The following is an 18,010-nucleotide window of genomic DNA, read 5'->3' as shown; positions in this document are numbered from 1 at the left end:
CGTTCCTTAGAGGTCGATCAGCAGGCGCGTCGGGTCTTCGATCGCGTTCTTGAGCGCGACGAGGAAGGTCACCGCCTCGCGACCGTCGATCAGGCGATGGTCATAGCTGAGCGCGAGGTACATCATCGGACGCACCACGACCTGTCCGTTACGGACGACCGGGCGTTCCTCGATGCGGTGCAGGCCCAGCACCGCCGACTGCGGCGGGTTGATGATCGGAGTCGACATCAGCGACCCGAACACGCCGCCGTTCGAGATGGTGAAGGTACCGCCCTTCATCTCGTCCATCTTCAGCGTGCCGTCCTTGGCGCGCTTGCCGAAATCGGCGATCGTCTTCTCGACACCCGCGACCGACAGCTTGTCGGCGTCGCGGATGACCGGCACGACCAGCCCCTGCGGCGCGCTGACGGCGACCGAGATGTCGGCATAGTCGTGATAGACGATCTCGTCGCCCTGGATCTGCGCGTTGACCGCCGGAATATCCTTCAGCGCCATCGTCGCGGCCTTCACGAAGAAGCCCATGAAGCCCAGGCGGACGCCGTGCTTCTTTTCGAATAGGTCCTTGTACTTGGCGCGCGCCTCGATCACCGCCGTCATGTCGACGTCGTTGAAAGTGGTGAGCAGCGCGGCGGTGTCCTGCGCTTCCTTCAGGCGGCGGGCGATCGTCTGGCGCAGGCGCGTCATCTTCACGCGTTCTTCGCCACGGGTCGGTGCAGCGGCGGCCGGCGCAGCCGCGGCCGGGGCGGCAGCGGCGGGCGCTGCTGCGGCCGACTTGTCACCGGCGGCGGCAACGACGTCTTCCTTGGTGATGCGACCGTCGCGGCCGGTGCCCTTGACCTTCGCCGGATCGACGCCGTGTTCGAGGATCGCACGACGCACCGACGGCGACAGCGCGGCGGCGTCGACATTGGCGTCGCCGGCGGCCGGGACCTGCTGTGCGGCTGCCGGGGCAGGGGTGGCGACAGGTGCCGGCGCGGCGTCCGCCTTGGGAGCCGGCGCGGCAGCGGCACCGTCACCCGATTCGATCGTCGCGATCATCGCGCCGACCGACACGGTGTCGCCCGGCTGTACGGCGTGCGCGCCCATGACACCGGCCACGGGCGCCGGAACCTCGACCGACACCTTGTCGGTTTCGAGGCTGGCGATCGGTTCGTCGGCGGCGACCGCCTCACCGGGCTTCTTCAACCATTCGCCCAGCGTCGCTTCGGTGATCGATTCGCCCAGCGTGGGGACCAGAACTTCGGTTGCCATCGGATCTTCCTCATCTCCCCCGTGTCGGGGGTAATAACACGGTTAGGATGCGGCCTTGCCGGTGGCGCGATCGCCCTCGGCCTGACGGGTGCGGCGGATTTCGTCGCGGACATTGTGGCCGAGCGCATCGGCGACCAGCGCGCCCTGTTCGGCCTGGTGGCGCTTCATCAGCCCGGTGGCGGGCGATGCCGCCGCCGCGCGACCGGCATAGCGGGCACGCGGAACGTTCGAACCGGCTTCGGCCAGCGCTTCTTCGATCAGCGGTTCGACCAGGAACCACGAACCGTTGTTCTTCGGCTCCTCCTGCGCCCAGACCACATCGGTCAGGTTCGGCAGGTTGCGAAGCCGCGCGACCAGCGCGTCCGACGGGAACGGATAGATCTGTTCCACGCGGACGATCTGCGTCGACGTATCGCCCGCCGCATCGCGCGCCTCGATCAGGTCGAACGCGACCTTGCCCGAACACAGCACCAGCCGCGTCGTGTTCGCATCCGCCGGGGCCGACGGATCGGACAGCAGCCGCTTGAAGTGGGTGCCCGGCAGGAAGTCCTCCGTCTTCGACACGACCATCTTGTGCCGCAGCAGCGACTTCGGCGTCATGATGACCAGCGGCTTGCGGAAATTGCGATGCATCTGCCGGCGCAGCAGGTGGAACAGGTTCGCCGGCGAGGTGACGTTGGCGACCTGCATGTTGTCGCCGGCGCACAGCTGCAGGAAGCGTTCGAGACGCGCCGAGCTGTGTTCCGGTCCCTGGCCTTCGTAACCATGCGGCAGCATCATCACCAGGCCGTTGGCGCGCAGCCACTTGGCTTCACCCGCCGCGATGAACTGGTCGATCATGATCTGCGCGCCGTTGGCGAAATCGCCGAACTGCGCTTCCCAGATCACCAGCGCCTTGGGGTCCGCCAGTGCATAGCCATATTCGAAGCCCAGCACGCCATATTCGGACAGCGGGCTGTCGAGCACCTCGAAGCTGCCATGCTCGATGGTCTTCAACGGCACGAACTTATGCTCGTCGGTCTGGTCGACCCATACCGCGTGCCGCTGCGAGAAGGTGCCGCGACCCGAATCCTGACCCGACAGGCGGACGCCGAAGCCTTCCGACAGCAGCGAGCCGAAGGCCAGCGCCTCGGCAGTCGCCCAGTCGAAGCCCTCGCCGTTCGCGAACATGCCGCGCTTGGCATCGAGCACGCGGGCCAGCGTCTTGTGGATCTGGATATTGTCCGGAACCGTGGTCAGCGTGCGGCCGAGCGAATCGAACAGCTTCTGTTCGATGCCGGTGTCGACCGAACGGCGCGATCCTTCCGGGTCCATCGGCGCATGCAGCCCCGACCAGCGACCGGCGAACCAGTCGGCCCGGTTGGGCTTGTAGCTCTTGGCGTTCTCGAACTCGCCTTCCAGCAGCTGGGTGAACTCGGCGGTCTTCGAAGCGACGAAATCGCCGTCGACGACGCCCTCTTCTGCCAGTCGCTTGCCATAGATCTCGCTGACGCCGGGATGGCCCTTGATCTTGGCGTACATCAGCGGCTGGGTGAAGGACGGTTCGTCGCCTTCGTTATGGCCGAAGCGGCGATAGCACCACATGTCGATGACGATGTCGCGCTTGAACTGCTGGCGGAACTCGATCGCCATCTTGGTGGCGAAGGTCACCGCCTCGGGATCGTCGCCGTTGACGTGGAAGATCGGCGCCTGCACGCCCTTCGCCACGTCCGAGGGGTAGGGCGACGAGCGCGCGAACTGCGGGCTGGTCGTGAAGCCGACCTGGTTGTTGATGATGAAGTGGACGCAGCCGCCGGTATTGTAGCCGCGGATGCCGGAGAAGCCGAGGCATTCCCACACGATCCCCTGGCCCGCGAACGCCGCGTCGCCATGGATCAGGACCGGCAGGACCTGTTCGTGCTTTTCGATATCGCCACGGAAGGTCTGTTGCGCGCGCACCTTGCCCAGCACGACCGGATTGACCGCCTCGAGATGGCTGGGGTTGGCAACCAGCGACATGTGTACCGACACGTCGTCGAAGCTGCGGTCGGTCGAGGTGCCGAGGTGATATTTCACGTCGCCCGACCCGCCGATATCGTCCGGGTTGGCGCTGCCGCCGGCAAATTCGTGGAACAGCACGCGGAACGGCTTGGCCATCACGTTGGTCAGCACGTTCAGGCGACCGCGATGCGCCATGCCGTACACGATCTCGCGCACGCCCAGCTGGCCGCCATATTTGATGACCGCTTCGAGCGCGGGAATCATCGATTCACCGCCGTCGAGGCCGAAGCGCTTCGTGCCGACGTACTTGCGGCCGAGGAACTTTTCCCACTGTTCCGCCTCGATGACCTTGGCGAGGATCGCCTTCTTGCCTTCGGGGGTGAACTGGATCGCCTTGTCGCGGCCTTCCATCCGGTCCTGCAGGAACTTGCGCTCCTCCACGTCCGCGATGTGCATATATTCGAGGCCGACATTGCCGCAGTAATTGGCGCGCAGGATGTCGACGATCTCGCGGATCGATGCCCATTCGAGGCCGAGCGAACCGCCCAGATACACCGGCGTGTCGATTTCGGCATCCGAGAAGCCGTAATATTCGGTGCGCAGGTCCTCGGGCAGCTCGCGGCGGGCGAGGCCCAGCGGATCGAGATTGGCGGCGAGGTGGCCGCGCACGCGATAGGTGCGGATCAGCAGCTGCGCGCGGATCGCGTCGCCGGCGGCCTTTGCGACATCGACCTTCGGCGCGGCGGGGGCGGCCGCTGCCGGGGCAGGCTTGCCGCCGCGCGCGGGCTTGGGCGCCGGCTCCATCTGCGTCGGGTCGAGCGCGGCGGTCAGCTCGTCGGTGTCGGTCAGCGGCCAGCGCTTGCTCTGCCAGCTGGGATGCTGGGTCGCACCCTCCAGCCCTTCGAACCACTGGCGCCAGCCGGCATCGACCGACGAGGGATCCTCGCGGTAGCGACCATAGAGCGTTTCCACGAATGCCGGGCTGACGCCGGCGGCGATGTCGAAATCCTGGCCTTCGTAGCCCATGGTCACATCCTGTCCGCTTTTGCCCGGTCGAACCGGGCGGTGCCCCGTGCGGTTCCGCGCACGGGGCAAGTCACCTTCAACCGTTCAGCACTTCGAGCAGCGTCGAACCCAGCTCGCTGGGGGAAGCCGCAACCTTGATGCCGGCGGCTTCCATCGCCGCGATCTTGCTTTCCGCGTCGCCCTTGCCGCCCGACACGATCGCGCCGGCATGGCCCATGCGACGGCCCGGAGGGGCGGTGCGGCCAGCGATGAAGCCGGCCATCGGCTTCTTGCGGCCGCGCTTGGCCTCGTCGATCAGGAACTGCGCGGCCTGTTCTTCCGCATCGCCGCCGATCTCGCCGATCATGATGATCGACTGGGTCTCGTCGTCCGCCAGAAACAGCTCGAGCACGTCGATGAAGTTCGTGCCGTTGACCGGATCGCCACCGATGCCGACGGCGGTCGTCTGACCCAGCCCGGCGTTCGACGTCTGGAACACCGCCTCATAGGTCAGCGTGCCCGAGCGCGAGACGACGCCGACCGAGCCCTTCTTGAAGATCGAACCCGGCATGATGCCGATCTTGCACTCACCCGGCGTCAGCACGCCCGGGCAGTTCGGGCCGATCAGCCGCGACTTCGAACCCGACAGCGCGCGCTTGACCTTGACCATGTCGAGCACCGGAATGCCTTCAGTGATCGCGACGATCAGCGGGATTTCGGCGTCGATCGCTTCGAGGATCGAGTCCGCAGCGAAGGGCGGCGGCACGTAGATGACCGAGGCATCGGCACCGGTCTTCGACTTGGCTTCGGCGACGGTGTTGAACACCGGCAGGCCCAGATGCTCGCTGCCGCCCTTGCCCGGCGTCACGCCGCCGACCATCTGCGTGCCGTATTCCAGCGCCGCCTTGGTATGGAAGCTGCCGGTTTCGCCGGTCATCCCCTGGGTGATGACCTTGGTGTTCTTGTTGACGAGGATGCTCATCTTCGTTTCCCTTGCTGCTCCTGTAACGGAGCGAAAATCAGGTCAGCTGTCCGAACAGATCGTGCCAGCCGGGGTTGTTCTCTTCGATCAGCCGCAACTTTCACTCGCGGTTCCATTTCTTGATCCGCCGTTCGCGAAGCCGCGCCTCTTGCAGATCATCATGGCATTCGTACCAGACCAAGAGTTTGCAGTCGTGCTCGGTCGTAAATCCCTCAACCGTGCCACCGCGATGCTGATGAATGCGCTGGATCAGATTGCTGGTCGAACCGGTGTAGATCGTTCCGTTTCTACGGCTGGCGACGATGTAGACAAAACCTGCCTTCATCTTGCCGCTCCGTCGTATCCCCGCGCAGGCGGGGATCCAGAGCCACGGGCGTTACGCTCTGTTACCCTGGACCCCCGCCTGCGCGGGGGTACGGTACTTATTTACGCTAGCGTCTCGTCGATCCCCTTGCAGGCGACCAGCAGTTCCTTGACCGCGTCTACCGAGACTTGGAGGTTTGCTTTGGCTTCGGCGCCCAGCTTTACCTCGACGATCTTCTCGACGCCGCCGGCACCGATCACGACGGGGACGCCGACATAGAGGTCATCGACGCCATATTCACCGGACAGATAGGCGGCGCAGGGCAGGACGCGCTTCTGGTCATAGAGATAGGCTTCGGCCATCGCGATGCCGCTGGTCGCCGGCGCGTAGAAGGCCGAGCCGGTCTTGAGCAGGCCGACGATCTCGCCGCCGCCGCCGCGGGTGCGCTTGACGATCGCGTCGACGCGCTCCTTGGTCGACATGCCCATCTCGATCAGGTCGGTGACCGGGATGCCCGAGACGGTCGAATATTCGAGCACCGGGACCATCGTGTCACCATGGCCGCCCAGCACGAAGCTGTTGACGTCCTTGACCGACACCTTGAACTCGTCTGCGAGGAAGTGGCTGAAGCGCGCCGAGTCCAGCACGCCGGCCATGCCGACGACCTTGTTGTGCGGCAGGCCCGAGAATTCGCGCAGGGCCCATACCATCGCGTCGAGCGGGTTGGTGATGCAGATGACGAAGGCGTCGGGGGCATTGGCCTTGATGCCCTCGCCGACGGCCTTCATCACCTTCAGGTTGATGCCGAGCAGGTCGTCGCGGCTCATGCCCGGCTTGCGGGCGACACCGGCGGTGACGATAATTACGTCCGCACCCGCGATGTCGGCATAATCGTTGGTGCCGGTGATCGTCGCGTCGAACCCTTCGACGGGTCCGCACTGCGACAGGTCGAGCGCCTTGCCCTGCGGCACGCCTTCGACGACGTCGAACAGAACGATGTCACCCAGCCCCTTGAGGGCGGCGAGGTGGGCGAGCGTGCCGCCGATGTTGCCAGCGCCGATCAGCGCGATCTTCTTGCGAGCCAAGACGTCTCTCTCCGTAGCAAGTCGGGCGCGGTCCTGCCGCGACGCGGGCGCTGTACGGGGTTTTGGACGGCAAAACAACCCTAAAGCGCCCTTTAATGATAATAGATCGCAAATGCAATAGTCGGCAATCAGGGCGGAATTGCGCGGAAGTAGCGAGGTAACTCCTAAAAAATCGCGACCACGGGCTGCGTTCCGTATCCCAAATGCCGATTCGCGCGTAACCGCGGTGCGACTCTGCTGGCAAGCCGCGCGGGCTTTGCTATGCAGGGCGGGACATTCGCGATCGCTTACAAGGTTTCGTCCATGCCCAACGCCCGTATCTACCAGATCCCCAAGAACGCCATGCAGTCGGGGCGCGCCAAGACGCACACCTGGATGCTGGAATTCGAACCGGCCGAGCCGAAGCAGGCCGATCCGCTGACCGGCTGGGCGGGATCGGGCGATACGCGCGAGCAGGTGAAGCTGAAATTCCCGTCGCTCGACGCCGCGACGGACTATGCGACGCGCGAAGGCATCGCGTTCCATGTCGTGCCGGCGCCCGAGCGCAAGCTGAAGCTGCAGGCCTACGCGGACAACTTCAAGTGAGGTTGCGCGCGCTGGCCTTGGTCGCGGTGCTGGCGGCGACGCCGGCGCTTGCCGCGACGCCGATCGCGGGCCGTTATCTGACCGAGGACGGCGCGGGCGTGATCGAGGTGGCACGCTGCGGCGACAAGGTCTGTGGCCGGCTGGTGCGCATCATCAAGGCGACGCCGGGCGCACCGACCACCGACGTCAACAATAGCGACCCGGCGCTGCGGTCGCGGCCGATCCTGGGGATGCCGATCCTGTCGGGCTTTGCCGATGCCGGGAGCGACTGGCGCGGGCGCATCTATGATCCGCGCAACGGCAAGAGCTACAAGTCGATCGTGTCGAAGAACGCCGACGGGTCGCTCAAGGTACAGGGCTGCATCGCGATCTTCTGCCAGACTCAGGTGTGGAAGCCGGTGCGGTAGAATTTAGTTTGCTATGTCGCCCGTATGCCAGCGTTGCAGTTGAGCGATGCGGGCGTAGATTTCTTCGAGTTCTTGCGCCTTTTTGAATGCATCATCCGCCAATATGTCGCGAAGATTGGTGATGACTGCGGCCGTCCCTTGCATATTGACGGTTGCGGCATTGTTGTTGGTAGTGCCGTAGTCGATGTCGACGCCAACAATGCAGTTTGCGCCCAACGATCTCGCTTTCATGGCGAGAAGCGACCTGGCCGCGGCTTCTCCTTTGTTGACCTTGTGGCTCATGCCGGAGTTAACATTGACCATCCCGGCGAAATCAGAAAATCCTTGAGTAAATTCGTTGAAGAACCCGGTTCCCACAGTAATATTGGCTGTTACTAGGTTCTTTAAGCGAATATCGGCGGTCGCCGGAAGCCATGACATCGTAAGCATAGGAAAGTCCGTCACTCGATCTTGGGCAAGTGCGGATTTATCGGCAAGTTCCGAAAGGATGGCTTGTTTGGCTTGCGCTTCGGGCGTCGTCCCGCATTTGTAGCACAAGCCGCTGTAATTCGTGCCCATGATAAGATTGACGAACGTCACCGTCTCGCTCGATTTACGCTCGTTGGCAGATTTGAAAGTCGAGCCGGGCGTAATTGCAGACCCGCAATTTTGGCATTCATCGGCCAAGTTTATGTGCTCCTATTTCAAAGCTAATCTTATCCGATCTGCATCATGCCACAAGCGTGAGGTGATGTGCAGTCGTGCGTGAGTATCAGCAATTTATGCCGCCAGCGTGGTGGCCGGTACGATGATCTGCGGCAGGATGCGGAAGCCCGGTCGCGCAAGCAGATAGCCCTGGATGTAGCGGATGCCGAGGTCGCGCAGTACGGCATATTCCTCGGCCGTCTCGATCCCCTCGGCGATCACCTGCATGCCGAGCGAGGTGGCGATGCGCACCATGCCCTCGACGATCAGCCGGCGCGGCACGCTGACGTCGATGCCGCGGATCAGGTCCATGTCGAGCTTCAGATAATCGGTCTGGAAGTTCGCGAGCAGCCCAAGGCCGGCATGGCCCGCGCCGAAATCGTCGAGCGCGGTCGCAAAACCCATCGCGCGATAGGTGTCGACGATGGTGCGGACATGGTCGGTGTCCGCCATCTCCTCATTCTCGGTGAATTCGAAGATCAGCCGGTCGGTCGGGAAGGCGTGGGTCCGTGCGGCTGTCAGCGTCGCCTGGATACAGGCTACGGGCGAATAGACCGCGTTGGGGAGGAAGTTGATCGACAGCCGTGCGTCGGTGGACAGGATGCCCGCCTTGACCGCGCCTTCGATCGCCGCCGTGCGGCATTGCTGGTCGAAGGCGTAGCGATTGTCGGGGGTCACCTGCGCCAGGATCTGCGCGGCGCCTTCGCCGTTCCGGCCGCGCACCAGTGCCTCGAACGCGAAGGGCAGGCCGGTATCGGCGTCGACGATCGGCTGGAACGCCATCGCGATCGCGAAATCGGGCTGGTCTTCGCGGCAGCCCCTGCATCCTGATCGCGTCATTGGGTGATCCCTTCGCACGCTGGCGTAGGGGAGGGAGGTTTCGGGGGTGTTAATGTGGATATGGGTGACGTAAAAAAGGCCGGAAGGGGGTGTCCCTTCCGACCTTTTTCTGTTGGGGTTTGGATCCCGCGACGGCAAAGCCGCCGCGCGTCGGTCGGGTGACAGGCACCCGCCGGCCGGATCGATGTGAGTCCTGCGCGAGCCATCGCTCGCGCAGGCCACATTCGATCAGAAGTCCATGCCGCCCATGCCGCCCATGCCGCCGCCGGCAGGCATCGACGGAGCCTTGTCTTCCGGCAGTTCCGAAACGGTGGCTTCGGTGGTGATGAGCAGGCCGGCGACCGAGGCCGCGTTCTGCAGCGCGGTGCGGACGACCTTGGTCGGGTCGATCACGCCGGCGGCAACCAGGTTCTCATACTGGTCGGTCGAGGCGTTGAAGCCGAACGAGGTGTCGTTCTGGTCGAGCAGCTTGCCCGAGACGACGGCGCCGTCATGGCCGGCATTCTGCGCGATCTGACGCACCAGCGCGGTCAGCGACTTGCGGACGATGTCGACGCCGCGCGTCTGGTCGTCGTTCACGCCGGTCACGCCTTCGAGGGCCTTGGTCGCGTACAGCAGCGCGGTGCCGCCGCCGGGGACGATGCCTTCTTCGACGGCTGCGCGGGTCGCGTGCAGCGCGTCGTCGACGCGGTCCTTGCGCTCCTTCACCTCGACCTCGGTCGCACCGCCGACCTTGATGACTGCGACGCCACCGGCGAGCTTCGCCAGACGCTCCTGCAGCTTCTCACGGTCATAGTCCGACGAGGTGACTTCGATCTGCTGACGGATCGCGTCCGTGCGGCCCTTGATCGCGTCGGCTTCACCGGCACCATCGACGATGGTGGTGTTGTCCTTGTCGATCGTGACGCGCTTGGCGGTGCCGAGCATGCCGAGCGTGACGGTCTCGAGCTTGATGCCGAGGTCTTCGCTGATGACTTCGCCCTTGGTCAGGATCGCGATGTCTTCGAGCATCGCCTTGCGACGATCGCCGAAGCCGGGCGCCTTGACCGCTGCGACCTTCAGGCCGCCGCGCAGCTTGTTGACGACGAGGGTCGCCAGCGCTTCGCCTTCGATATCCTCGGCGATGATGAGCAGCGGACGGCCCGACTGCACCACCGCTTCGAGGATCGGCAGCATCGCCTGCAGCGACGACAGCTTCTTCTCGTGGATCAGGATGTACGGGTCGTTGAGTTCGACCTGCATCTTTTCCGGGTTGGTGATGAAATAGGGCGACAGATAGCCGCGGTCGAACTGCATGCCTTCGACGACGTCCAGCTCGAATTCGAGACCCTTGGCCTCCTCGACCGTGATGACGCCTTCCTTGCCGACCTTTTCCATGGCTTCGGCGATCTTTTCGCCGACTTCACGGTCGCCATTGGCCGAGATGATGCCGACCTGCGCGACTTCCGACGAACCCGACACTGGCTTCGAGCGCGACTTCACGTCCTCGACCACCTTGGTCACGGCGATATCGATGCCGCGCTTCAGGTCCATCGGGTTCATGCCGGCGGCAACCGACTTCATGCCTTCGCGGACAATCGCCTGCGCCAGCACGGTGGCGGTGGTGGTGCCGTCGCCCGCGATGTCGTTTGTCTTCGAGGCCACTTCGCGCACCATCTGCGCGCCCATGTTCTCGAACTTGTCCTTCAGTTCGATTTCCTTGGCGACCGACACACCGTCCTTGGTGATGCGGGGCGCGCCGAACGACTTGTCGATGACGACGTTGCGGCCCTTCGGCCCCAGCGTGACCTTCACCGCGTCGGCGAGGATGTCGACGCCGCGCAGGATGCGTTCGCGGGCGTCACGACCGAATTTTACGTCCTTGGCTGCCATGGTGGCTACCCTTTCAAATTCTGGAAGTTTGCGAAGGTGGCGCGAAATGAGGGTTCACGCCACGATATAAGTAGCGAAAGGAAACTTATTCTCAGCCAACGATGCCGAGAATGTCGCTTTCCTTCATGATGAGCAGGTCTTCGCCATTGACCTTGACCTCGGTGCCCGACCACTTGCCGAACAGGATGCGGTCGCCGGCCTTGACGTCGAGCGGAGCGACTTCGCCCTTGTCGTTCTTGGCACCGGCGCCGGCGGCGACGACTTCGCCTTCCTGCGGCTTTTCCTTGGCCGTATCGGGGATGATGATCCCGCCGAGCGTCTTCTCTTCGGCTTCGACGCGGCGGACGAGCACGCGGTCGTGCAGCGGACGGAAGTTCATGCGCGATTCCCTTTTGCGATAACTGAACATGTCTTGGCACTCGCCCGTGGGGAGTGCCAGCGCCCCGGATATGTGGAGCCGTTCAGGTGCCGTCAAGCGGCGCGGGAACAAATTTGATGCTGATGTGTGCCGTGCGTCAGACGGAGCGCACCAGGCCGAGTTTCTCCCGCCGCCGCCAGCGATCGACCAGCAGCAGCGCGACCGCCAGCAGCCCGAAGGCGAGGCCGATCCACACGCCGACCCCGGCGAGCGGCGTCCAGAAGCCGAGCGCCACCGATACCGAGAAGCCGACCGCCCAATAGCCGATCAGCGCGATCACCATCGGCACCCGCGTATCCTGCACCCCGCGCAGCACGCCGGCCGCCACCGCCTGCGCCCCGTCGGCCAGCTGGAAGATGGCGGCGATCGCCAGATATTGCAGCGCCAGTGCGATCATCGCCGCATTGGCCGGCGCGTCGACATCGACATAGACCGACAGGAAGGCGCGCGGGAACAGCCAGAGCAGCAGCGCGGTGAACCCCATGAAGCCGGTGCCGACCGCCAGCGCCGACCAGCCCGCGCGCGCCATCCACAGCCGGTCGCCCGCGCCATAGGCCATGCCGACCCGGATCGTCGCCGCCTGCGCGATGCCGAAGGGCACCTGGAACAGGAAGGCCGCGATCTGCAGCGCGATGGCGTGGGCCGCGATCTCGGTCACGCCGATCCGCCCCATCAGGAAGCCGGCGGCGGAGAACAGCGCGCCTTCGAACGTCATCGTCGCGGCGATCGGCACGCCCAGCACGACGATCTGGCGCAGGCGCGACCCTTCGCCGCGCCACCAGTTGCCGAACAGGCGAAAGCGCCGCAGCCGCCGGTCGACCACGAGGACGGCGGCATAGGCAAGCATCATCGCGATCGCGGTCGACAGGCTGGCGATCGCCGACCCCTCCAGCCCCAGCGCCGGAACGCCGAGATTGCCGAACACCAGCAGCCAGTTGGCGAAGATCGACACGCCCAGCCCCATGGCGGTGATCGCCATCGCCCAGCCGGGCCGGCCCAGCGCCGAAGCGGTGATGCGCATGACGGTGCCCGCCAGCGCCGGGATCATCGCCCAGAGCAATATGTCGAGGAACGCATCGGTCCGCGCCGCGACCCGCGCATCCTGTCCGGCGAAGAGCAGCAGCGATTCGCCATGCGCCATCAGCGCCATGAAGGGGATGCTGCCCAGCACCGCGATCCATGCCGCCATGCGGAAGGAGCGGCGGACCTCGCGCACCGCATGGCGCCGCTGGCCCAGTTCGGCGGCAATGATCGGCGCGGCGGCACCGACCAGCCCCGACATGGCGAACAGAATGACGCCATAGACATAGACGCCCAGCGTCGCGGCGGCGAGTTCGACCTCGCCCAGTCGCGCGACGAACACCACGTCGACGGCATAGACCGCCATCTGCAACAGGTTCGCGCCGACCAGCGGCGCGGCGAGGCGCAGCGTCGAACCCAGTTCGGCGCGGGCGGTCGCGGGCGCGGCGGGGGCGGCGGCGTTGGTCATGGGGGGCGTGTAGTCGGTTGGGCGCGGGGACGCCAGTTTCGGGGGCAACTCCTAGTCATTCCCGCGAAGGCGGGAATCCATACACGCCGACGTTTCGGCAGGAACCGCGCAGGTAGCGTTTATGGACTCCCGCCTTCGCGGGAGTGACGAGGGGGGTATGCTTGTCGGTAAAGGGGGGTGGCACCGGCTGAACGAGTTTTCGTCACCCCGGACTTGATCCGGGGTCCCGCTTCTTCTTCTGGCGCGGGAAAGAAGCGGGACCCCGGGTCAAGCCCGGGGTGACGATGGACGAGGGCAATTCGTCAAAGGTCGATCGGTCCCGACACGCGCTGCTACGACAGGGATGCCCGATGACCTTTGCCCCTTTTCCGGTTAGGACGGGGCGATGACCGACGATGCCGATCCCCGGCCGACGCGCGCGCCGCGTCGCGATGCCGCCCGGCGGCGCGATGCGCTGATCGCTGCTGCTGCCCACAGCTTCACGACCCATGGCTATGGCGTGCCGCTGGAAACCATCGCGGCGGCCGCGGGGGTCGGGCGGGCGACGCTGTACCGCAATTTCCCCGACCGGGCCGCGCTGGCGCTGGCGATCTTTTCGCGTGAGGCCGACCGGCTGGAGGAAGCGCTCGACCCGTCGCTGCCGATCGCGCAGACGATCGAGGCGATGGTCCGCAACGGCGCCGACGCGCTGGCGCTGAAGGCCCGGATCGCGGCCGAACTGCACCTCGACCGCGCCAACATCTCCCGTTTTCAGGAGCTGCGGCTGCGGATGGAGCGGATCCTCGCCCCCGCGCTGGCCGCCGCACAGCAGCGCGGCGAGGTGGCGATCGACATCACCCCGCGCGACCTGCTGTTCACGATCCGGATGGCCAGCAGCCTCGTCCAGCCCTATATGACCGAGGGTGAGGTCAGCCTGCAGCTGGCGGCGGCGTTGCGGCTGTTGCTGAACGGCCTGCGTCCGCGCTGACCGGATCGGTCCAGCCAAGGCCCAGCGCCTTGTTCACCGCGATATAATATTGGGTCAGCTGGGCGCGGGCCTGCGTCACCGCGGCGGTCGCCGACAGCTGCTGGCGTTCGACGTCGAGCTGGTCGATCAGCGTCGTCGTGCCCGCCGCCACGCGCTGGCGGTTGAGCGCGGTGGCGCGCCTTGCAGTCGTCTCCGCCTGTACCAGCTGGCCCAGCTGCCGGCGGCTGTTGCCATAGCGCGACAAGGCGGTCTCCGCATCCTGCAGCGCGTCGAGCACGGTCTTGCGATAGGTCGCGTCCGCCTGATCACGCTGCGCCTCGCTGACGCGGGTGGCGGCGCGGGCCTTGCCGAAATCGAGGAACGACCAGCTGAGCGAGGGCGCGGCGATCGCGGCGATGTTGCCGAGGTCGAAGATATCGCCGGGCGAGGTGCCGCCCAACCCCAGCAGGCCGAGGAAACGGATCCCGGGCAGCTCGCGTGCCCTGGCCACGCCGATCCCGGCGGTGCCGGCGGCAAGCTGGCGTTCGGCGGCGCGGACGTCGGGCCGCCGCGCGATCAGCGCGGCCGGGTCGCCGACCGCGACCTGTGCCGGGGGCAGCGGCACGAGCGCGACGGGGCCGAGGGTCGCGTCGAGCGCGCCCGGCGTGCGGCCGGTCAGCACCGCCAGCTGGTTGCAATATTCGTCGCGCTGGGCGGCGAGCGGGATCGCCTGCGCCCGCGTATTGTCCAGCTGGGTCTGGAGCCGTTCGACCGACAGTTGCGACGCGGTGCCGGCGGCGAGGCGCTGGCGGGTGAGGGTCAGCTGCTGTTGTTGCAGGCGGGTGGTCGCGTCGCTCAAGCCGATGCGGGCCTGAACGTCGCGCAAGGCCACATAGGCCTGCGCGACGGCGGCCGACAGCGATACCTGTACGTCGGCCAGATCGGCGAACCGGGCGTCCTCGGTCGCGCGGGCCTGTTCGGTGCGACGCCGGCCGCCGCCGAACAGGTCGAGTTCCCAACTGGCATTGGCGCCGACATTGTAGAACTGGACATCGGTGCTGCCGCTGCCCGGCTCGATCGGGGGCAGGCGCGCGCCGAGCACGGTCGCATTGGCGCTGACGCTGGGCAGTTGCGCGGTGCGCTGCTGCGTCAGCTGGGCCTGCGCCTCGCGCACGCGGGCAAGGGCAAGGTCGATGCTCGGGCTGTGTGCCAGCGCGTCGTCGACCAGGCGGGTGAGCAGCGGGTCGTTCAGCCCCTCCCACCAGCGCGCGAGGCCGGGGGCGGCGGTGAAGGCGGGGTCGGTCGCACGGGCGAACGATCCACGCCGTACCGCGTCGCCTGCGGTCGCGGGCGGGCCGGCATAGTTCGGGCCGACGGTGCAGGCGCCGAGCAGCAGCAGGGCGATCAGGGAAAGGGGTCGCGTCGTCATCAATGCACCGTCGCCGGTTTGGCGCCCTTGGGCAGGGGGCGGAGGAACAGGACGAGGGGCAGGACGCAGAAGGTGCCCATGCCCATGATCCAGAAGATGTCGTTGTACGTCATGGTCAGCGCCTCGGCCGAAATCTGTTGCGCGAGCAGCCGAAGTCCCACCGCCGGATCGCCGACCGCGTGGCCGAGCTGCGCGACATAGGTCTGCACCTCGGGGCTGTTGGCGTTCAGCGTCTCCTCCATCCGGCGCGAATGGAAATACATCCGCTGGTCCTGCAGGATCGAGATGCCGGCGAGCGAGAAGCTGCCGCCCAAATTGCGGAAGGCGTTGAACAGGCCCGACGCATCGCCCGCATCCTCGGGCGGGACCGAGCGGACGCAGGCCTGGCTGAGGAACAGCATGCACAGGATCTGGCCGACGCCGCGCAGCAGCTGCGACGCGGTGAAGTCCGGGCCGGAGGATTGCGCGGTGAGGCTGGCGTCGAGCAGCGCGGCGGTGCCCATGATCAGCAGCCCCATCGACACCGCGATGCGGATGTCGATCCGCTTCAGCAGGATCGGGACCATCGTCATCAGGATCAGGCTGGGGATGCCCGACAGCAGCACGACCTTGCCCGCCTGCAACGCATTATAGTTCGCCAGCGCGGCGAGGAACTGCGGGATGGCATAGCTGGTGCCGTAGAGGACGACGCCTAGCACGATGCCCATCAGGGCGACCGCGCCGAATTGCCGGTCGAGCAGCAGCTTGAGCTTGATGATCGGGCGCCGCGCGGTCGCCTGTCCCCAGAACAGCAGGACGAAGCCGACCGCGCTGGTGAACGCCATCCAGCGGATGAGTTCGGAATCGAACCATTGTTCGCGCTGCCCGTCCTCGAGGAACACGGTGAGGCCGCCCAGTCCCAGCGCGAGGCCGGCGATGCCCAGCCAGTCCGCCTCGCGGAACAGGTGCAGCTTCGCCTTTTCATGCGGCAGCCCGACCAGCAGCAGCGTGACGAGGATCGCGCAGATCGGCACGTTCAGGAAGAAGGCATAGTGCCAGCTGATATTCTCGGTCAGCCAGCCGCCGACCAGCGGCCCCAGCACCGGCCCCAGGATCGCGGTCACGCCGAACACGGCGATGCCGACCGGCTGCTGGTGCGGCGGCAGGCGCTGGGCGATGATCGTCTGCGCGGTCGGGATCATCGCCCCGCCGGTGAACCCCTGTCCGACGCGACCGACAATCATCATCGGCAATGTCGTGGCGATGCCGCAGATGACCGAGAAGATAGTGAACAGTCCGGCGGCGATCAGCAGGAAGGTCCGCATCCCCAGCATCCGCTGCAACCAGCCGGCCATGGGGATGATGACGATTTCGGCGACGAGATAGGCGGTAGCGATCCACGTCCCCTCGGTCCCGCTGGCGCCGATCTCGCCCTGGATGGTCGGCAGCGCCGAATTGACGATCGAGATGTCGAGCGTCGCCATCAGCGCGCCGAGATTGCCCGCGATCACCGCCAGCCATGCCGCAAGATCGGCCCGCTGTGGCGGGGCGGCGGTCACGGCCGCGCTGGCCATCTCAGCGGCCCGCCTGCTCGCGCAGTTGCTTCAGCTCGTCGCGTGCGCTGCGGGTGTCGACGGTGACCGTGACCGATAGACCGGGAACCAGCAGGCGGCGGGCCTCCGGTGTCGCCTCGATCGAGACGCGCACCGGCACGCGCTGCGTGATCTTGGTGAAGTTGCCGGTCGCGTTCTGCGGCGGCAGCAGCGAGAATTGCGCGCCGGTGCCCGGCGCAATGCTTTCGACCCGGCCCTTGATGTGGACGCCGTCGAGCGCATCCACGTCGATCTCGACCGGCTGGCCCGGGCGCATCAGCGCGAGCTGCGTTTCCTTGAAATTCGCGGTGATATAGAGCCGGTCGAGCGGCACGACCGACATCAGCCGGGTGCCGGCCTGCACGAACTGGCCGATGGTCACGGTCTTGTCGCCGATGCGGCCGGCGATCGGTGCGGTCAGCTGCGTCGCGCCGACATCGACGCTGGCGGCGGCGAGCTGCGCGCGGGCGGCCTGTCCCTGCGCGCGGCCCTGCGCGACCTGGCTTTGCAGCGAGGCGACGCGGCGCTGCTGCGCGGCGACGGCGGCTTCGGCGGCGCGGACATTGTCGGCCGACTGGCGCGCGGTGACTTCGAGCTGGGCCAGGGTCTGGCGGGTTTCGGCGCCCGAAGCGGCGAGCGGGCGGTAGCGCGCGACTTCGCCGGCGTCATAGGCGGCCTTGCTGCGCGCGGCGGCCAGCTGGGCGCGGGCCTGATCGATCGCGGCATATTGTTCGGTGATCTGCGCGCGGGCGGTATCGGCCTGCGCGCCGGCGACGGCGATCTGCGCCTCGGCCTGCGCCGCCCGCGCACGGGTGTCGCGCGGGTCGATGCGGACCAGCGGCTGGCCGGCGGTCACGTCCTGATTGTCGCGGACCAGCACTTCTTCGACATAGCCCGAAACCTTGGGCGCGATCGTCACCATGTCGGCCTGCACGGTGGCGTCATTGGTCTCTTCGAAGAATTTGCCGTTGTTCTGATAGTCGATGTACCACCAGCCGCCGACCACCGCCGCGACCACGACCAGCGCGATCAGGATCCATTTGGCCCGGCCGTTGCCGCGCTTCGCCTCGGTCGCTTCGTCCGCCGGCTGATTGTCGTGCTGTTGGTCGCTCATCGGTCGCCTGGGTCCGCCCTGTCCGGCCGCCCGTCGCGGCAGACCCTG

15 protein-coding genes and 1 pseudogene are annotated in these 18,010 nt (G+C 66.2%); 3 read left to right on the top strand and 13 right to left on the bottom strand.

Going from position 1 to position 18,010, the window contains the following annotated elements:
• Positions 1 to 6: 6 nt before the first annotated feature.
• From odhB to mdh, 5 genes and pseudogenes are all read right to left on the bottom strand, one after another.
• Complete coding sequence (gene odhB / locus PPZ50_RS01460) at positions 7 to 1,251, bottom strand: 2-oxoglutarate dehydrogenase complex dihydrolipoyllysine-residue succinyltransferase (protein ID WP_066692070.1); 1,245 nt, start codon at positions 1,249 to 1,251, stop codon at positions 7 to 9.
• A gap of 42 nt (positions 1,252 to 1,293) precedes the next feature.
• Complete coding sequence (locus PPZ50_RS01455) at positions 1,294 to 4,257, bottom strand: 2-oxoglutarate dehydrogenase E1 component (RefSeq protein ID WP_084401693.1); 2,964 nt, start codon at positions 4,255 to 4,257, stop codon at positions 1,294 to 1,296.
• 76 nt (positions 4,258 to 4,333) lie between these two features.
• A complete protein-coding gene (sucD, locus tag PPZ50_RS01450; protein WP_066692063.1) occupies positions 4,334 to 5,218 on the bottom strand; it encodes a succinate--CoA ligase subunit alpha in 885 nt (294 codons plus the stop codon).
• Between the two features lie 103 nt (positions 5,219 to 5,321).
• Positions 5,322 to 5,543 (bottom strand): annotated as a pseudogene (locus PPZ50_RS01445) (GIY-YIG nuclease family protein); the annotation flags it as partial.
• A 101-nt stretch (positions 5,544 to 5,644) separates the two neighbouring features.
• Positions 5,645 to 6,607 (bottom strand): malate dehydrogenase, encoded by a 963-nt coding sequence (gene mdh, locus PPZ50_RS01440; protein WP_066692058.1) that lies wholly within the window; start codon positions 6,605 to 6,607, stop codon positions 5,645 to 5,647.
• 303 nt (positions 6,608 to 6,910) lie between these two features.
• Here mdh and PPZ50_RS01435 point away from each other — a divergent pair, with 303 nt between their 5' ends.
• Together PPZ50_RS01435 and PPZ50_RS01430 are read left to right on the top strand one after the other, a co-directional pair.
• Positions 6,911 to 7,192, top strand: a complete 282-nt coding sequence (locus PPZ50_RS01435) for an ETC complex I subunit (protein WP_066692775.1) — start codon at positions 6,911 to 6,913, stop codon at positions 7,190 to 7,192.
• Positions 7,189 to 7,599, top strand: a complete 411-nt coding sequence (locus tag PPZ50_RS01430; protein ID WP_066692055.1) for a DUF2147 domain-containing protein — start codon at positions 7,189 to 7,191, stop codon at positions 7,597 to 7,599. Before PPZ50_RS01435 ends, PPZ50_RS01430 begins: the two co-directional genes overlap by 4 nt.
• A gap of 3 nt (positions 7,600 to 7,602) precedes the next feature.
• Here the strand turns inward: PPZ50_RS01430 and PPZ50_RS01425 are convergent, their stop codons facing one another.
• The 5 genes from PPZ50_RS01425 to PPZ50_RS01405 form a co-directional block, all read right to left on the bottom strand.
• Complete coding sequence (locus tag PPZ50_RS01425; protein ID WP_126013596.1) at positions 7,603 to 8,265, bottom strand: heavy metal-binding domain-containing protein; 663 nt, start codon at positions 8,263 to 8,265, stop codon at positions 7,603 to 7,605.
• A gap of 93 nt (positions 8,266 to 8,358) precedes the next feature.
• Positions 8,359 to 9,123 carry an EAL domain-containing protein gene (locus PPZ50_RS01420; protein ID WP_232308022.1) on the bottom strand — a complete coding sequence of 255 codons (765 nt, stop codon included), beginning with the start codon at positions 9,121 to 9,123 and terminating at the stop codon, positions 8,359 to 8,361.
• Positions 9,124 to 9,351: 228 nt separating this feature from the next.
• Positions 9,352 to 10,995: a chaperonin GroEL gene (gene groL, locus PPZ50_RS01415; protein ID WP_066692045.1), complete on the bottom strand. Its 1,644-nt coding sequence runs from the start codon at positions 10,993 to 10,995 to the stop codon at positions 9,352 to 9,354.
• A gap of 91 nt (positions 10,996 to 11,086) precedes the next feature.
• Positions 11,087 to 11,374: a co-chaperone GroES gene (groES, locus tag PPZ50_RS01410; protein WP_066692772.1), complete on the bottom strand. Its 288-nt coding sequence runs from the start codon at positions 11,372 to 11,374 to the stop codon at positions 11,087 to 11,089.
• Between the two features lie 136 nt (positions 11,375 to 11,510).
• Positions 11,511 to 12,902, bottom strand: coding sequence for an MATE family efflux transporter (locus PPZ50_RS01405; protein WP_066692043.1), 1,392 nt, complete (start codon positions 12,900 to 12,902; stop codon positions 11,511 to 11,513).
• 385 nt (positions 12,903 to 13,287) lie between these two features.
• On the opposite strand from PPZ50_RS01405, the gene PPZ50_RS01400 reads away from it, so the two are divergent.
• Entirely contained in the window at positions 13,288 to 13,869 is a 582-nt protein-coding gene (locus PPZ50_RS01400; RefSeq protein ID WP_066692041.1) for a TetR/AcrR family transcriptional regulator, read from the top strand.
• Here the strand turns inward: PPZ50_RS01400 and PPZ50_RS01395 are convergent.
• Genes PPZ50_RS01395 through PPZ50_RS01385 form a run of 3 tightly spaced genes read right to left on the bottom strand, consistent with a single transcriptional unit; the run spans position 13,811 to position 17,962 of the window.
• Positions 13,811 to 15,277, bottom strand: a complete 1,467-nt coding sequence (locus PPZ50_RS01395) for an efflux transporter outer membrane subunit (RefSeq protein ID WP_066692034.1) — start codon at positions 15,275 to 15,277, stop codon at positions 13,811 to 13,813. The two genes, PPZ50_RS01400 and PPZ50_RS01395, sit on opposite strands and share 59 nt — an antisense overlap.
• Positions 15,277 to 16,830, bottom strand: coding sequence for an MDR family MFS transporter (locus PPZ50_RS01390; protein WP_066692032.1), 1,554 nt, complete (start codon positions 16,828 to 16,830; stop codon positions 15,277 to 15,279). The genes PPZ50_RS01395 and PPZ50_RS01390 overlap by 1 nt, the downstream gene beginning before the upstream one ends.
• Before the next feature lies 1 nt (position 16,831).
• On the bottom strand, positions 16,832 to 17,962 hold the full coding sequence (locus tag PPZ50_RS01385; RefSeq protein WP_066692030.1) for an HlyD family secretion protein: 1,131 nt from the start codon (positions 17,960 to 17,962) through the stop codon (positions 16,832 to 16,834).
• Between the last annotated feature and the right edge of the window lie 48 nt (positions 17,963 to 18,010).

It is taken from the genome of Sphingomonas hankookensis, assembly GCF_028551275.1.
Taxonomy (GTDB): domain Bacteria; phylum Pseudomonadota; class Alphaproteobacteria; order Sphingomonadales; family Sphingomonadaceae; genus Sphingomonas; species Sphingomonas hankookensis_A.
This window is presented reverse-complemented; position numbering and strand designations above follow the sequence as displayed.

What these genes read in the sequence shown, in the direction of transcription:
- PPZ50_RS01400 (WP_066692041.1), top strand. Translation starts at nt 13,288, where the DNA reads ATGACCGACGATGCCGATCCCCGGCCGACGCGCGCGCCGCGTCGCGAT.
- PPZ50_RS01405 (WP_066692043.1), bottom strand. Translation starts at nt 12,902, where the DNA reads ATGACCAACGCCGCCGCCCCCGCCGCGCCCGCGACCGCCCGCGCCGAA.
- sucD (WP_066692063.1), bottom strand. Translation starts at nt 5,218, where the DNA reads ATGAGCATCCTCGTCAACAAGAACACCAAGGTCATCACCCAGGGGATG.
- groL (WP_066692045.1), bottom strand. Translation starts at nt 10,995, where the DNA reads ATGGCAGCCAAGGACGTAAAATTCGGTCGTGACGCCCGCGAACGCATC.
- PPZ50_RS01390 (WP_066692032.1), bottom strand. Translation starts at nt 16,830, where the DNA reads ATGGCCAGCGCGGCCGTGACCGCCGCCCCGCCACAGCGGGCCGATCTT.
- PPZ50_RS01455 (WP_084401693.1), bottom strand. Translation starts at nt 4,257, where the DNA reads ATGGGCTACGAAGGCCAGGATTTCGACATCGCCGCCGGCGTCAGCCCG.
- PPZ50_RS01395 (WP_066692034.1), bottom strand. Translation starts at nt 15,277, where the DNA reads ATGACGACGCGACCCCTTTCCCTGATCGCCCTGCTGCTGCTCGGCGCC.
- PPZ50_RS01385 (WP_066692030.1), bottom strand. Translation starts at nt 17,962, where the DNA reads ATGAGCGACCAACAGCACGACAATCAGCCGGCGGACGAAGCGACCGAG.
- groES (WP_066692772.1), bottom strand. Translation starts at nt 11,374, where the DNA reads ATGAACTTCCGTCCGCTGCACGACCGCGTGCTCGTCCGCCGCGTCGAA.
- PPZ50_RS01420 (WP_232308022.1), bottom strand. Translation starts at nt 9,123, where the DNA reads ATGACGCGATCAGGATGCAGGGGCTGCCGCGAAGACCAGCCCGATTTC.
- odhB (WP_066692070.1), bottom strand. Translation starts at nt 1,251, where the DNA reads ATGGCAACCGAAGTTCTGGTCCCCACGCTGGGCGAATCGATCACCGAA.
- PPZ50_RS01435 (WP_066692775.1), top strand. Translation starts at nt 6,911, where the DNA reads ATGCCCAACGCCCGTATCTACCAGATCCCCAAGAACGCCATGCAGTCG.